Here is a 15,145-nt window from a genome sequence, read left to right as displayed (position 1 = left end):
CCTAATTATAATTAGGCTCGTTAACTTTTAAAATATTGTGAGTGTTAATCTATAAAAACCACTCTTCCACCAGCAAAAGTTTTCTTTTTTACATTTTTAGGACTCCCGTATACTTCTACATCGCCTCCTGCTTTTACATTTATGTCCACACTCTCCGATGCGTAAACCTCTGCTTCACCAGCCGCAGTAATTTTAACTTTTGCCATTTCGGTTCTTAATGCTTTTCCTTCATAAACGCCACCAGTATTTAAAACTACTGTTTGGTTTTCTGCAGTACCAGAAGATTTTACAATACCCCCAGTAACTGCTCTTACAATAAGATGTTCTACATCTAAACCAACTTTTATTTGTGCACCTTCTTGCGTTTTTAATTCTAAAACAGTTTGTTCTATGGTGGCATTAGAAGTTATTCTAGCCCCTTCGTTAGCATCTATAAGATCTAAATGGGTGTAATACACTTCAACAAAAGTATCTTCGCCACTAAATTTCTTATCTAATTGCATTCGTATTTTAAGTGTTCCATTTTTATTGACCAAGTAAATATCATCAACATTATCACCTTTAATTAAAACTTTATTCTCATCAGATTTTATAAGATTCACCTCAATAAGATCAAAAACTTTAATTGTATTAAAATTCCCCATATCTCTGTCTACAATTCGTTGTCCTGTAGCTAAAAAAGAAATGAATAGTAAACAGATACCACTTATAACATTTTTCATAATAGTTGTTTTTGTAATTTATTTAAAGATAACAAGATGAATATATTGTTACAGTTTTAAACATCTATATTTCAAAAAAAAATAAACGCATTGGTATACTTCTTGATCAAATTATATAAAAATTAGTAATTATGCGAAATACTTTTCTTTTGTTTATAGTTTTAGGAAGTCAATCTTTTTTTGCTCAGCAAAATAACAAGAAACACAATCCAAATTTTGATACTTATTCTCTAATTGTGGAAAACCAAAGGTTAGAAACAGGTATTTACTATTTAAAAGATGGCCTCGAAGAAAAAATACATCCAAGTGCAGTACATAATGTTAGAACAAGAGGTTTCTTTGGATTTGCACTTACCTTGGGTTTAGCGCCATACACTACAAAATCAATTATTCTTCATGAAAAATCTAATAATAAAGTTCAAGGAAACGAATTTATTTTCAGTTTTGATACGAATAATAAAACTACTGTAACCAACTATGTAGAAACAGACTGGTACACTATTGCAAGTTCCCCAAATGAATTTATTCTTTTAAAACTAAAAAGTAATAAAAAAAGAAATAACCGGGAATTTACTACAGCAAGAGGCAAATTTTTTAAATCTACAAATGGACTGGATACTAAAAAAATAATTCAGTTTTATATTGAATATATAAATGAAGGTGAATACAAAATTATTCCATATCAACCATTAGAAAAAGGAGAATATTGCTTTATATATAATGGCAAAGGTGGGAGTTATGATCATCTAAGTAAACTAATTTTTGATTTTTCAATTGAATAAAAAAACACCGTTTATAACTATAAATTACAAACGATGTTTTGGTATACCACAAATATTCTTTTAAGAATTTACAATCTTTTCTTGATGATTGATGGATTCTTGGTGTATGGCTTTAAACATGCGTAACACAAACTCTTCACTAAGGCCTTTTTGTTCTCCTTCTAAGATCATGGCTCCCAATATTTCGTTCCACCGATTACTTTGTAAAACAGCAACATTTTTTTTCTTTTTAAGTGCTCCAATACTATCAGACACCTTCATTCTTTTTCCTAAAGTATCAATTAACTGATTATCAATCACATCAATCTGAGCTCTTAAATTACTTAACTCCGTATTGTATTCTGCTTCAGGATCAGATTCTTTTCTGATTTTTAAATCTCTCATGATTTGCACCAATTTAGCTGGAGTAACTTGTTGTGCAGCATCACTCCAAGCATTATCAGGATCATGATGCGTTTCTATCATTAAACCATCAAAATTTAGATCTAAAGCTGTTTGCGAAACATCAAAAATCATTTCTCTGTTACCAGTGATATGAGAAGGATCATTGATCAATGGAATATCTGGAAATTTATTTTGAAATTCTATTGCCATTTGCCACTCAGGAATATTTCTATATTTTGTTTTTTCATAAGTTGAAAAACCTCTATGTATAGCTCCTAGTTTTTTTATACCTGCCGTATACAATCTTTCTATACCTCCTAACCATAAGGACAAATCTGGATTCACAGGGTTTTTCACCAATACAATTTTATCAGTACCTTCTAAAGCATCAGCAATTTCTTGCATTATAAAAGGACTTACTGTAGATCTTGCTCCTATCCATAATAAATCTACATCATTTTCTAATGCTAACTTAACATGTGCAGCGTTTGCTACCTCAGTACAGGTTTTCATTCCTGTTTCTTCCTTTACTTTTTTCAACCACTTTAATCCTAAAGCACCAACACCTTCAAAATTCCCTGGGCGTGTTCTTGGTTTCCAAATCCCGGCACGATAGTAATTTACATCCGTATCTTTTAACTCATGTGCAATTTTTAATACTTGCTCTTCTGTTTCTGCACTACACGGTCCTGCAATAACTAATGGATGATCTAGTTTCATATCATCCAACCATGTTCTCATTTCTTTTGAATTTTTCATTTTGTACTTTATTTTTTATTTAGTGGTATTCCGTTTAATATTTGTTTTATTTTATTGGTATTATTCATCTCTTCAAAAATGCCTTTATAATTGTCTTCTAAAAGCAATTGTTTAAATGCTTCTAAATTCTGGATATACTCTTCCAATGTTTCTATTACATTATCTTTATTCTGTTTAAAAATAGGAGTCCACATGGCAGGCGAACTTTTTGCTAAACGCACTGTACTCTCAAAACCACTTCCTGCCATATCAAAAATATCGCGTTCATTCTTTTCTTTCTCAATCACCGTTTTTCCTAACATAAAAGAACTGATATGCGATAAATGAGACATATAAGCAATATGCTTATCATGTGCTTCTGGATTCATATATCTAATTCGCATTCCTAATTTTTGAAAAAGTGCTAATGCTTTTTCCTGTAATTTAAATGCTGTTTTTTCAACTTCACAAATAATATTTGTTTTACCATTGTATAAGTTATGAATTGCTGCTGAAGGACCAGAAAACTCTGTACCTGCTATTGGATGACACGCTAAAAAATTTCTCCTTTTTGGATGATTTTCTACGGTTTTGCATATTAAACTTTTGGTAGAACCTCCATCAAAAACCACAGCTTCATCAGTAACCAAATCTAATATCTTAGGCAATTCTGCAACCATAACATCTACAGGGATGCTTACAATAACCATATGCGCCAAATGTAAATCTGCATAACTAGATTTTACATCAATTATACCCAATGATAATGCTTCTTCTAAATGCTCAGGATTTGCATCAATACCATATATTTTAGCATCTGGCATAACCTGCTTAATATCTTTAGCTAAAGACCCCCCTATTAACCCTATGCCTATTATAAATATGTTCATTTCTTACTTGTATTCTGTATTCCAAAAAATACCCCTAAAATCCCCCAAGAGGACAATCTAAAATCATTAAATTTTCAACTCTTTACTTTTTTTACTTTTTACTTTGCACATAATATTTCGCACCTCGTACTTTTAAAACCTTTGTATTGCTTCATTAATTTTTTCTTCTGTTACACAAAGCGAAAATCTTATGTATCCTTTTCCGTTACTCCCAAAAATAGTTCCTGGTGTTATAAATATATTTTTATCATATAAAATTGTATCTATAAACGTTTCAGCTGATGTAATAGCCTTAGGTAATTTTGCCCAAACAAACATACCTACAGCATTTTTATCATAAGTACAGTTGAGTTTGTCTGCTAATTGAAAAATTAGAGCTCTACGCTTTTGGTATACTTGGTTGAGTTGATTAAACCAAATTTCATCACTTTCTAAAGCGGCTATAGCTCCTTTCTGAATGCCATAAAACATTCCAGAATCCATATTACTTTTTACTTTTAGCACACTATTTATATTTTCTTTACTACCAAGTAACATCCCTACACGCCAACCCGCCATGTTAAAAGTTTTACTAAGCGAATTTAATTCTAAGGCAACTTCTTTAGCACCTTCTACACTTAAAATACTGGTTGGTTTATCATTTAAAACAAAACTATAAGGATTGTCATTCACAATTAAAATATTGTTTTGTTTTCCAAAAGCAATAAGTTGTTCTAGCTGTGTTCTTGTTGCAACTGCTCCTGTTGGCATATGCGGATAACCCACCCACATTATTTTTACCTTAGATAAATCTTGCTTTGCCAAAGTTTCTAAATCTGGAAACCAATCGTTATCGGCTACCAAATTATAATACATAGGTGTTGCCCCTACTAATTTAGTAACAGAGGTATAGGTAGGATAGCCTGGATTTGGAACTAATGCCATATCACCAGCGTTTAAGAAGGCCATACTAATATGCATAATCCCTTCTTTTGATCCCATTAAGGGTAAAATTTCATCTAAAGGATTAGCAATTACATGATATCTTACTTTATAAAAATTTGCAATTGCTCCTCTAAATTCTGGTAATCCTTGGTAACTCTGGTATTGATGTGCTCCTTTATCTAATACTGCTTTTTGTATAGCTTCAATTACTTTTTCTGAAGGTGCTAAATCTGGACTTCCTATTCCCATATTTATAATGGGTCTTCCTTCTGCCATTAGTCCTCTCACTTCTCTTAATTTTTTAGAGAAATAATATTCTTTAACGGTTTTTAACCTGTCTGCAGTCATCATCATGATACTCTAGCGTTTTTATATTCCCCTAATACTTTAAACTCTTCTGACATAATCTCTAAAAGCGATTTCCCTTTTTGGTAATTTTCGTAAGCGTCAAAAGTAACATCTACAAAAAAAGCATATTTCCAAGGCCGTTCAATTACAGGCAAGGATTGTATCTTGGTTAAATTTAAATTGCAATCACTCATTACATTTAAAATAGCAGCTAAACTGCCTCTTTTATGATCTGTTATAAATCGTAACGAAGCTTTATTGATCTCTGTTTGAGGAAGTTCTTTGTTTTCCTTTTTTATGATGATAAATCTTGTTGAATTATTAGAAATGGTTTGTATTTCTGATGCTATAATTTCAAGATCGTATAAGTCTGCTGATGCCTTTGGAGCAATAGCCGCAATTTTCTTTAGTTGATGATCTCTAATTCTTTTGGCTGTTTCTGCGGTATCTACAGATTCTACTAATTTTATATTTGGATATGCTTTTAAAAAGTCTTTACACTGCAAAAGTGCCATAGGGTGCGAGTGTATTTCTTCTATATTTTCTATTCGTTGCCCTTTATGCACCATTAAATTATGGTGTATACTTAAATAACATTCCCCAATAATATGTAAGTTATTATGATGAATTAACGCATAATTAGGAATTATAGAACCTGCTATGGAATTTTCTATTGCCATAACTGCCTTATCGGCGGTACCATTTAAAACCTTTGCAACTAGTTCATCAAAAGATAAACATTCTACAAGTATTATACTATCTCCATAATAGTCTTTAGCTACTTGATGGTGGTTAGATCCTTTTATTCCTTGTATGGCTATTTTTAAACTCATTTATCTTATCTTAAAACAAATCAAAAAAAAAGCCCCGTTTGTTACGGGACTTTTCATTGTTTATATTTTTTAAATATGCTACAACAGTCCCGTACCTCTCTTAAAAAAGAAGTAAAAAAAGAAACCGTTCCAGAAATATTGCTTTGTCATAATTTATAAAACTTTGGCTAAAGTAATAATTATATTTAGAAATTACCTTTTACAATATTTTTTTTTGGAATTATTAAATCCGAAAGGTTTTCTTTATCAAATATTAAAATTAAGCACTTGATAATTAAGAATACTGAATTAGTTCATACAATATCAAAACTTTAAAGCTAAGCCTAATCCATTTTTATTACTAATAGGTGCTAAACGAAATGCTGTCTTATCATCAAATTGTTTGTTGTATGTTAAAATTGCTTTTCTTTTTGATTTCCTTGCTGCTAAATCAAAAATTACCCCTAAAATTCCTGTTCCTATAACACCAATTGTTGGTGCTAAACTATTTCTAGATTTGTCTCTACTACTGAGATTTGGATCTTCATTAAGTAATTCTGACATTCCCCAAATTAAAAATCCAAATTCTGCAACATAGCTAACTGTAGCAGTAATTTCTTGTCCTTTTGCTTTTTTCCAATAGGCTTTTACTTTTTCATTTTTATCAAATAGCATTTGAAGTTCTTTTTTATCAATTTCTTTATCGTCTTGATAATATTTGTATCCTCCAAAATTTGGAAACATTGTAATTTCTTGAGCTTTGGTATGCATTGAACATAGCATTAAAAAAAGTGATATGGTGATTATTTTTTTCATAATGAGTTTAGTTTAGCCTATTAAAACACTAAAATATAAATTATTTAATCCTATTTAAATTTTCGTCTACATTTTTATGCTTATAATTCAGTTTTTTTATTTTCCCAAAAGAGTACTTTAAGGATAATGCCACTTCTTGCCCATCTGCAAAATAAGCTCCTTCTGCAGTAATACCATTAATACTATAACGTTCTTCAAAATTCAACCCCTTAGTGATATCATTAAAACGTAATGAACAATCTAATTTTTTAAAAAATGTTTTTGTAATAGTGGCATTCAATACTAACATCGCATTTCTTTTAAAAATACCTTCTGAGCGCCTTGTTAATAACCACCCACCAAAAGAAAGGCTTGTTGTTTTTTGAAATTCTAATTGCTGATTTGTGTATAAATATGCATAAGGAGTAGCTGGTAGTATTGTTGCTGTTGCATCTCTTATTATTCTACTGGATAAGGTTATCGTATTGGTTGAAGTCCAAATCCCTTTTGTAAATGGTATGGTTAATGTAATATCTACTCCCGATTCTTTTTCTAAATTTCTAAGTGATAAAACGGCACTATCACTAGTATCTTCTAAACCAATAGTAAAAAACATAGGATTTTCTCGTCTCAAATAATTGATCGTTAAAGCATTATTTTTTATTTGAAAATTAGCTGATACCTCCTCAATAAATGTTGGTCTTAGATTTACATTACCTGCTCCTTCTAAAATAGGGTTTATAAAGGAACTTATAGAACTTGCTCTTGAGTAATTAGGGCGTACAATACTTTTAGAATAATTAAAAGTAATACTCTTGGTACTATCAATTTTAAAATTAAACTGTGCTTTAGGAAATAGATTTGTATTTGCTCTGTTTACTAAAGGAATAATATCTGTTTCAATTTCACCTTTAACCTGATTATTTTCAACACGCAACCCAGCATTAAAATCCATTTTTTTACTAAGATTACCAGTAAAGTGCATATATCCTGCATAGTTCTTTTCTGAATAATCATAATTAGTATTAGCATTTGTATTTTGCTCTAAAAACTGAATATTACTCAAAGCATTTGCTTTTGCTGTACTGATATTTGTACCCATTTCTAATTTTGTAGTATTTTTAAAAGTCTTCTCTATATCTAACCTATAAGCGAGTACATTGATATTATATTTTTGTTGTCTGGCTTGAGAGCGAATAAATGCTGTTGCATTAAAATTATTTGATATCGTAGTATTTAAACCTTGTTCAAAAGAAGAATATTGCAAACCCGTAAATAAATTAGTGCTTGAATTTATTTTTTTATTATAATTAAAATTAGTAGTTATAAAGTCTTTTGAATTATCATTCCTTGTTTTGGTAGTAATATCATCTTCTTGTTCACCTTGTCGTAAAAAAGTATCTGTATCAATATTAAAAATATCAGCTTGTAATCTTATGGTTGTACCTATAGAGAAGTAATCATTAGCATTAATCTGGTAAAATAATCCACCTCCTGTATGTATTTCCTTTCTATTATTTGGATCTATTAAAACAAGGTAATCTGTAAAAATATTTGCTTCAGGAATTTCAAAAGCAAACTGATTGCTTTCCCATGTTTGCAAATCGTTATAACTAAAATTTGCTCTTATACTTAGCTTCTTCTTTTTATAATTAAAAACACTACTATTATAATCATTAAAATTTTGCCGAAATGAAAGTGTTTTTGAAAGACTTGCCTTAAAACCTTCTCTAGCATCATTTCTTCTTGTCACTAGAAGTACTGCTCTACCATTGGCTTCATATTTTGCAGATGGGTTTTTAATAATTTCTATACTGCTTATTTCATCAACTGGTAAGGCACTAAACTCTTCTAGAGTAATTCTTTGATTGTTATAGTAAATTAGTGGTGTTCCTTTTCCAATAAGTGTTAGTGAAGTTCTATTTGCATCTAATTGTATACCTGGCAATGTATATAAAATAGCTAATGGGTCTGGAATAGACGACAATACTGGATTTTCTACATCTACTTTTAGATTACCATTTTTATAGGTGAAAATAGGTTTACGAGCTACTAATGCTACCTCATCTAAAACTGTAGTTTCTTCAACTAATACAGCATCAACAGATACATTCTTATTTAGTTTAATTTCTTGTTCGTTATTTTTAAATCCTAAACTAGAAATTATTAAAAAATAGTCTCCTCTTTCTAATTCAGGAAACAGAAATTTTCCTTCTTCTATAACAACATATTTAAACGGAGATGCTTCTCCCAATTTATATAAAATGGCATCTCCTATAGGCAGGGCTTTATGATCATGATCCAAAACGGTACCTGAAAGCGAATAGTACGTTTGACTAAGTAGTATGTTTGAAAATAAAAAAAAGAATAATTTGCCTAATGGTTTCATTTTGATTCTTTGTTAAGAAACAAATTACCATCAGAAAAATAAAAAGTAAGCTTTTAAAAAGTCTGATTTTAGGACTAGTCCCCTACTAATTTTGAACTTTACGCAATAATTCTTGGCGATTAGACACTTGTAACTTACTATAAATACTGGTAATATGCGTTTTTACCGTACTTAAACTAATAAAAAGCTCATTAGCAATCTCCTTATTGCTTTTGCCTTGTAAAATAAGCCCTTGAATATTCTTTTCTTGCCTACTCAGATCAGAAATAGGAAGCGAGTTTCTTTTGTTTCGCAACCGATACACAAAAAATAACAACCCAGTTACTGCTATACCTAAAAAGATGTTGATCATTACACTGGTTACATATTTACTTTCGGCAACTTCTGTAGTTAAAAAGGCAAGCTTGTTTTCTAAAAATAAATACTCAGAACGGTCAATATCGCTTTCCTTTAATTCTTTTAATAAACTTACATAATAAGCTGTATTCTTAGTAATATCTTTATCTAATAGTTTCTTGTTTTCTAATTGTTTTATTCCAATTAGTTTTACCATTAAAGTTTGTAAAGAATCTTTTGCATATGTTTTCATTGTTTTAACATATACATCAGCAATACTATCTTCTTTATTAGAAATAGCCCAAGAAAACTTTGCTTCAAAAGTTTTTAGTTTTTGCCATTCCTGATCAGCCTTATTGGTATTGGTATAAGAGCTTAATAGCTTTACACTTTTTCTAAACCTAATACTGTCTTTATTCGAAAAAATAAACGAAGTATGAACCGTATCACGCCTATTTTTACGAAGCATGTATAAGCGATACAGCGCTTCATTAGTAGAAAACAATTTTCTTTTAAATGCAAAAAAACCATTTTCAGCTATGGTACAATTTGTTATTTCTTCAACTTTTGGAGATTCATCAAATTCACTTACAGTAACTTTAGCAATATAAATTTTTGGCTCCCAATCTAATTTACTTTCTAAATCTACATAACCAGATACCGCATCTTGAGCTCCAAGTGCTGAGCTAATACATAAAAAAAATAGAAAAAATCTGGTATACAAAGTATGCTACTTTAAAAACTATAAATCCAAGATAATAAATTCAAATCGTCTTTAAAAAATCAATTAAGTTTTTTTAAAATACTTGTGATCTGTCAACCAATCTGTTAACCTTTCTGGCCAGCCTTGTATGGTTTTAAAAGAAGACCTATCTCCCATATTAAAACCATGGGCATCTTTAGCGTATAAATGCGCTTCTACAGCTGCGCCAGCTTTACGGTATACTTCTAATAATTTCATTACTGAAGCAGAACAACATTCATCATTATTAGAAGCTAATAAAAAAACAGGAGCTGCATTTTTAGTTACTTTTTCCGGAATCCCTAAAGGCCCTGGGTATATTTGAATATGAAAATTAGGAATTGCGCTATAGCGCTCTATCTTATCTTTAGAATCAGTATTTCCTGGCAAATCTTCAAAAGCAATCATATTTACTACTTCCCCACCAGCAGAAAAACCCATAATGCCAATTCTATCTGTATCTACTAGCCATTCTTTTGCTTTACTTCGCAATAAACGCATTGCTCTAATGGCATCTTGCTTTGGATGTGCAACGGTGTACTCTGAACCTTCTTCTCTGAATAATCTATATTTTAATACCGCTGCCGTTACTCCTTGTTTGTTCAAATATTTTGCCATTTTAGTTCCCTCTTCATCAAAAACCAGTTCTTTATGCCCTCCACCTGGGCAAATAAGGATCATTACTCCATTAGGCTTTTCAGGCCTAAATAGGGTTATTGAAGGGTTATGAACACTTTTCACCCACCAATCTTTAGCTTTTTCAGGAATGCTTTTTTTATGCTCAAAACCTGGAGCGCCTTTTTCCCATAACGGAATAACCTGAGTTGTATTCTGAGCAAAAATAAAATGAGCCACAAGGATACCTAAAAACGATAGAACAAACTTTTTCATTATGTTTTTAATTAAAAAATAAACATAGGAATTTTTAAATACATTTATCTCAATACCCTCATAAAACTTCTAAAAGCAATTAAAAATCTCTTTTTCAAATTCAATATTCGCATAGCATTTTCTATTTCCTTATTTTTAATGTAGATTTTAAAATCGTACCCATTATGAAATTCATTACAAGCTTTTTGATATGCACGTTATTAGTTACTTTTTCTTGTAAGGAAGGAAAAGAGAAAACAATAAATACCGAAACAGAAGAAACTACTGAATTAACAGAAAAAGAAACAGCTTTTTTTACTGCTAGTCCGCAAGCTGTTCCTGAACAAGAAGTAAACACCCTAAAAATTGGCGAAAAAGCGCCAGATTTTAAACTTCCAGGAGTAGATGGGAAATTCCATTCTTTAGCAGAGTATGACGGTTCAGATGTTTTGGTGATTATTTTTACATGCAACCATTGCCCAACAGCACAAGCTTATGAAGATAGAATGATTCAACTTACTACAGATTATAAAAATAAAGGCGTACAAGTTATCGCTATTTCTCCAAATTCTATTAATGGAATTCTTTTAAATGAATTAGGGTATAGTGATTTAGGCGATAGTTTTGAAGATATGATCATCAGGACTAAAGATAAAGGCTATAATTTTCCTTATTTATATGATGGAGACACCCATACTGCTTCTCTTAAATATGGTCCAGTAGCTACGCCACATTCATATGTGTTTAATAAAGAACGTAAGCTTACTTATGTGGGTAGGTTAGACACCTCTGAAAAACCTGGTTCTGCCAATGCAGATGATTTACGGAATGCTATTGATGCCACACTTAATGGAACACCTATTGCGGAACCTGTTACTAAAACTTTTGGATGTTCGGTAAAATGGGCTTGGAAAGATAAATATGCAAAAAAAGTAAACAAAGAATGGAAAGAAAAGCCAGTTAGCATTGCAGAAATAGATGCTAAAGGCATTAAAGCGCTTTTTAAAAATGATTCTGATAAATTACGTCTCATCAACTTATGGGCTACATGGTGTGGCCCTTGTGTGCAAGAATATCCAGATTTTGTTGATATCCATAGAATGTATAGCCTCAGAGATTTTGAATTTACCTCTATAAGTGCAGATAATTTAAATGCTAAAGACAGAGCCTTAAAATTCTTGCAAAAACAACATTCTGTTTTAGACAATTATATTTATGCTGAAGGAGATAAATATAAGATGATAGAAGCTGTAGATCCAGAATGGAACGGTGCATTACCATACACGGCATTAGTTGCTCCTGGTGGAGAAATTATATATCGAAAAATGGGAAGTATTGATGCTTTTGAATTACGAAAAGCTATTGTTGAACATCCTATGATTGGGCGGTATTACTAATTAAATGATCTACTACATCATCTAATACCATTTGGATATTAGGATTGGTACAGTTTATTAAAATTGCAATAACAATTTGTTGGTCTGGATATACAAAAAAATTAGAATAACCTCCTATTCCATTCCCAATATGGCCGTAATAAGACCTTCCTTTTTTATCCTCACTCACCTGCCAACCTAAACCGTAATAGGTAGAAGTATTTTGTACCGTTGTTGCTGTTATAAAAGGTTTAATTATAGCTGTGTTTAGGATTTTATTTTCTAAATAAGCCAGTCCTAATTTTATAATATCATCTACTGTAGCTAAAAAACCTCCTCCTGCTAATTTATAAAAGTTATTTACAGGAATTGCTTTCCTAAAGCCTAAGGCATTTTTTGTGTAAAAAGTGGTGCAATTCTCCTGTTCTTCATCTGCAATTTCCGGAAAAGTTCTTTCCATCTGTATAGGTTTTAAAACCTTTTCTTTTACATAGGTTTCAAATGTAATTCCACTTGCTTCTTGTATGGCTAAAGAAATTAATACCCAATCAAAACTATTATAATGATAATCAGTCCCTGGCTCAAAAAGTAAATCATCATCTTTAAAGATTGTAATACTCTCTTTAATACTATAGGGTTCATTTAATCCATATTCTTTTCCTTTATATCCTCGTATACCTGCGGTATGACTTGCTAATTGCCTAATGGTAAAATTCCATTTCTTTTCTGGATAGTAGGGAACATAAGTATGATAAGCAGCATCTAAATCTATGATTCCGTCTGCAACGGCATAAGCTAAGGCAGTTGCGGCAATAGGTTTAGAAACACTTGCTATCCTAAAAACTGTTTTATCTAGTTGTATTAAGGTTTTCTTTTCTATATCTGCATAGCCATAACTCTTTTGAAAAAAAGCAGACCCATTTTTTACGGCTTTTATGGCAATCCCTGGCACTTTTTTATCAGTAATCAAGGTATGTAACAATGCGTCTGCTTTGGTAAAACCTTGCAAAGTTTCATCATTTCCCAAAATACGTTTCTGAGCAAACAAATTTTTAAAATATGTGATGATTGGTTTCAAGAAAAGTTATTCTTTGAATATTAATTTCCCATCAAAAAGTTCTTCCACTGCTACTACTTCGGGTCTATTACAACTAATTACATCGCCAGTACCTACAATTCTTCCTCTTAATACCAACTGCGGATTTACTAACATATCATTAGAACCTCTATTGTTTATAGTAACATTATCTGCTAGTAAATTTGTAGCATCTAATCTTGGGTCTCCAGCAGCAAAAGTTATATTAAGGTTTTCTGTAACACCGCTTATATTAAAAAATGCTACTCCATTTGCAACAATAGCCACATTGGCACTATTTACTTCTAAATTAAATTCTCCATCAGTAGTTTCTGCTTCAGGCACTCCAAAACCTTCGGATAAAAGTGTTAGCGATGGATAATTTAAAACGCCATTACTTGTAATTGCAAAACCGGTACTGCTTCTAATTTCTGTAATATTAGGAGAGGTTATATAAATAGTAGTCAATCCAAAATCTCTAAACAAATTACAATTGTTTTCATTACGTGCCACCAAACGGTTTCCTTCAACAACAAGACTTACATCATTGCGTAAAAATTCACCTGTTTCTACCTCAACTCGCTGCGTTGCTCCTTCTTGCACAACCAGTTTTAAATTTTCAAAAACAGTAATGGTACTAAAATCTGCTAGAGTTACCTCTTCCCTAATTAAGTCGCCCGCATTCTGGAAGCAATCATTTGCATTTTCACTATTACATGATGAGAATATAAAAATCAATATAAATAGCTTTACTACTTTTTTTGAAAAAATAACAAATCGCTCCTTTCTTAATTTCATTTTATTTTTTATGCCTTGTATCTGTACTATCATTTCTTAAAGTCGTATTCCTATTCCAAATTCTACGGCTTCTGCTTTAGCTGCATGCGATTTTAGAGTTACAGCGCCATACCATTTATCATTAATATAGCGTTTAAGCCCTATTCTATTATATACTCTACCTTCAAAATCATAAGGGTAATACACATAATACCCTAACTGAGCTATCACAGACATTTTATTGATAAAAAGTTCATGACCAACAAATAAACCTACGCGCTTGTAATCTTCATCACCAGTAACATCGCCTTCTGGAAAGGCAATAGCTCTAAACCGAATCTCTTTCTTTAAAAAATTAGAAAAATAAACATCTGTTCCAAGTTGTATAGCACTTTTAGTCCCTAATCGTTTATCGGCATAAGCAGAGAAGATATAAAATGGGAATTGACCAGAATTGTTCACATCGCTCTCGTTAATACCAGATCTAAATGCAAAATTATATTTTATAGGTTCCGTAATTTTATCCTGATCTGTTTTTATATATTCATATATATCTTCTTCATCTAAACTATATACCAAACCTGCGTTTAATGTAAAGGTATTTGTAGAGGTATTGGGCGCTCTTACATTTGCATTAGAATAGTGTATTACAGCTATCCCTGCTTTGAAACCTAAACCTTTATAAATTTTTTCTTTATGGTAGTTTAGCATTATATAAGTAGAGCTTAAAATATGCGAACCAAAAGCATTATTCCTAAAGTTAGTTACTTTATCGTACGGATTTGTATTGTAAGCTATGCCTTGTCCTAACCTAAATTGTAAACTTCTTTTAAAAAAGTAAAAATTATAATGTGCAAATAAACTGTAATTTTCACCTAAAACTTCATTATCAAAATTTTGATAAATAAACGAATAGCCTAAATCCGGATAATTATAGCGTTGCTCCCAATCTTCCTGTCCAAAGGTTTTTCTATTAAAACTGGCTATAATACCTGTTGGATGTGAGGTTATTAAATGTGATATTACAGGAGCATGTCTTAAAATGGTACCATGAAAGTAATTAAAATCTAAAGTATACTTTTTGTCATTTACTTCCTCTTGAGAAAAACCAAATGTTAGTACAAAAAGAAGAAAGAAAAAAGGTTTAAAATTCATTTATTCAGGTAAATTAATACATAAGCGTTC

14 protein-coding genes are annotated in these 15,145 nt (G+C 31.1%); 2 read left to right on the top strand and 12 right to left on the bottom strand.

Going from position 1 to position 15,145, the window contains the following annotated elements; translation table 11 throughout:
• Window positions 1–44: 44 nt before the first annotated feature.
• On the bottom strand, window positions 45–722 hold the full coding sequence (locus ACZ451_RS08985; RefSeq protein WP_464216780.1) for a head GIN domain-containing protein: 678 nt from the start codon (window positions 720–722) through the stop codon (window positions 45–47).
• A gap of 131 nt (window positions 723–853) precedes the next feature.
• Between ACZ451_RS08985 and ACZ451_RS08980 the strand changes: the two genes are divergently transcribed.
• Window positions 854–1,504, top strand: coding sequence for a hypothetical protein (locus ACZ451_RS08980; RefSeq protein WP_464216779.1), 651 nt, complete (start codon window positions 854–856; stop codon window positions 1,502–1,504).
• Window positions 1,505–1,564: 60 nt separating this feature from the next.
• On the opposite strand, the gene ACZ451_RS08975 is transcribed toward ACZ451_RS08980, so the two are convergent.
• The 8 genes from ACZ451_RS08975 to ACZ451_RS08940 all read right to left on the bottom strand — a co-directional run bounded on the left by ACZ451_RS08975 (window position 1,565) and on the right by ACZ451_RS08940 (window position 10,753).
• Window positions 1,565–2,647, bottom strand: a complete 1,083-nt coding sequence (locus tag ACZ451_RS08975; protein WP_464216778.1) for a chorismate mutase — start codon at window positions 2,645–2,647, stop codon at window positions 1,565–1,567.
• 8 nt (window positions 2,648–2,655) lie between these two features.
• Complete coding sequence (locus ACZ451_RS08970; RefSeq protein WP_464216777.1) at window positions 2,656–3,516, bottom strand: prephenate dehydrogenase; 861 nt, start codon at window positions 3,514–3,516, stop codon at window positions 2,656–2,658.
• A 132-nt stretch (window positions 3,517–3,648) separates the two neighbouring features.
• A complete protein-coding gene (locus ACZ451_RS08965; protein WP_464216776.1) occupies window positions 3,649–4,794 on the bottom strand; it encodes a pyridoxal phosphate-dependent aminotransferase in 1,146 nt (381 codons plus the stop codon).
• Complete coding sequence (locus ACZ451_RS08960; protein ID WP_464216775.1) at window positions 4,791–5,621, bottom strand: prephenate dehydratase; 831 nt, start codon at window positions 5,619–5,621, stop codon at window positions 4,791–4,793. The genes ACZ451_RS08965 and ACZ451_RS08960 overlap by 4 nt, the downstream gene beginning before the upstream one ends.
• 303 nt (window positions 5,622–5,924) lie before the next feature.
• Complete coding sequence (locus tag ACZ451_RS08955; RefSeq protein ID WP_464216774.1) at window positions 5,925–6,416, bottom strand: hypothetical protein; 492 nt, start codon at window positions 6,414–6,416, stop codon at window positions 5,925–5,927.
• 40 nt (window positions 6,417–6,456) lie between these two features.
• Window positions 6,457–8,784, bottom strand: coding sequence for a TonB-dependent receptor domain-containing protein (locus ACZ451_RS08950; RefSeq protein ID WP_464216773.1), 2,328 nt, complete (start codon window positions 8,782–8,784; stop codon window positions 6,457–6,459).
• Between the two features lie 85 nt (window positions 8,785–8,869).
• Window positions 8,870–9,844 (bottom strand): response regulator transcription factor, encoded by a 975-nt coding sequence (locus ACZ451_RS08945; protein WP_464216772.1) that lies wholly within the window; start codon window positions 9,842–9,844, stop codon window positions 8,870–8,872.
• A 63-nt stretch (window positions 9,845–9,907) separates the two neighbouring features.
• Window positions 9,908–10,753, bottom strand: coding sequence for an alpha/beta hydrolase (locus ACZ451_RS08940; RefSeq protein ID WP_464216771.1), 846 nt, complete (start codon window positions 10,751–10,753; stop codon window positions 9,908–9,910).
• 164 nt (window positions 10,754–10,917) lie between these two features.
• On the opposite strand from ACZ451_RS08940, the gene ACZ451_RS08935 reads away from it, so the two are divergent.
• Complete coding sequence (locus tag ACZ451_RS08935) at window positions 10,918–12,129, top strand: redoxin domain-containing protein (protein WP_464216770.1); 1,212 nt, start codon at window positions 10,918–10,920, stop codon at window positions 12,127–12,129.
• On the opposite strand, the gene ACZ451_RS08930 is transcribed toward ACZ451_RS08935, so the two are convergent.
• From ACZ451_RS08930 to ACZ451_RS08920, 3 genes are read right to left on the bottom strand one after another with little or no spacing between them, the layout of a single operon-like run.
• Window positions 12,107–13,186 (bottom strand): serine hydrolase domain-containing protein, encoded by a 1,080-nt coding sequence (locus ACZ451_RS08930; RefSeq protein ID WP_464216769.1) that lies wholly within the window; start codon window positions 13,184–13,186, stop codon window positions 12,107–12,109. The two genes, ACZ451_RS08935 and ACZ451_RS08930, sit on opposite strands and share 23 nt — an antisense overlap.
• Before the next feature lie 6 nt (window positions 13,187–13,192).
• Window positions 13,193–13,981: a head GIN domain-containing protein gene (locus ACZ451_RS08925; protein WP_464216768.1), complete on the bottom strand. Its 789-nt coding sequence runs from the start codon at window positions 13,979–13,981 to the stop codon at window positions 13,193–13,195.
• 36 nt (window positions 13,982–14,017) lie between these two features.
• The gene (locus ACZ451_RS08920) at window positions 14,018–15,115 is read right to left on the bottom strand and encodes an acyloxyacyl hydrolase (protein ID WP_464216767.1); all 1,098 of its coding nucleotides are present in this window, start codon (window positions 15,113–15,115) and stop codon (window positions 14,018–14,020) included.
• Window positions 15,116–15,145: the final 30 nt, after the last annotated feature.

The sequence above is a fragment of the Allocellulophaga tsushimaensis genome (assembly GCF_055383085.1).
The sequence above is the reverse complement of the archived record's forward strand: the minus strand, read 5'-3'. Positions and strand labels throughout refer to the sequence as shown.

Coding starts and splice junctions, on each gene's coding strand:
- ACZ451_RS08985 (WP_464216780.1), bottom strand. CDS start 722: ATGAAAAATGTTATAAGTGGTATCTGTTTACTATTCATTTCTTTTTTA.
- ACZ451_RS08980 (WP_464216779.1), top strand. CDS start 854: ATGCGAAATACTTTTCTTTTGTTTATAGTTTTAGGAAGTCAATCTTTT.
- ACZ451_RS08975 (WP_464216778.1), bottom strand. CDS start 2,647: ATGAAAAATTCAAAAGAAATGAGAACATGGTTGGATGATATGAAACTA.
- ACZ451_RS08970 (WP_464216777.1), bottom strand. CDS start 3,516: ATGAACATATTTATAATAGGCATAGGGTTAATAGGGGGGTCTTTAGCT.
- ACZ451_RS08965 (WP_464216776.1), bottom strand. CDS start 4,794: ATGATGATGACTGCAGACAGGTTAAAAACCGTTAAAGAATATTATTTC.
- ACZ451_RS08960 (WP_464216775.1), bottom strand. CDS start 5,621: ATGAGTTTAAAAATAGCCATACAAGGAATAAAAGGATCTAACCACCAT.
- ACZ451_RS08955 (WP_464216774.1), bottom strand. CDS start 6,416: ATGAAAAAAATAATCACCATATCACTTTTTTTAATGCTATGTTCAATG.
- ACZ451_RS08950 (WP_464216773.1), bottom strand. CDS start 8,784: ATGAAACCATTAGGCAAATTATTCTTTTTTTTATTTTCAAACATACTA.
- ACZ451_RS08940 (WP_464216771.1), bottom strand. CDS start 10,753: ATGAAAAAGTTTGTTCTATCGTTTTTAGGTATCCTTGTGGCTCATTTT.
- ACZ451_RS08935 (WP_464216770.1), top strand. CDS start 10,918: ATGAAATTCATTACAAGCTTTTTGATATGCACGTTATTAGTTACTTTT.
- ACZ451_RS08925 (WP_464216768.1), bottom strand. CDS start 13,981: ATGAAATTAAGAAAGGAGCGATTTGTTATTTTTTCAAAAAAAGTAGTA.
- ACZ451_RS08920 (WP_464216767.1), bottom strand. CDS start 15,115: ATGAATTTTAAACCTTTTTTCTTTCTTCTTTTTGTACTAACATTTGGT.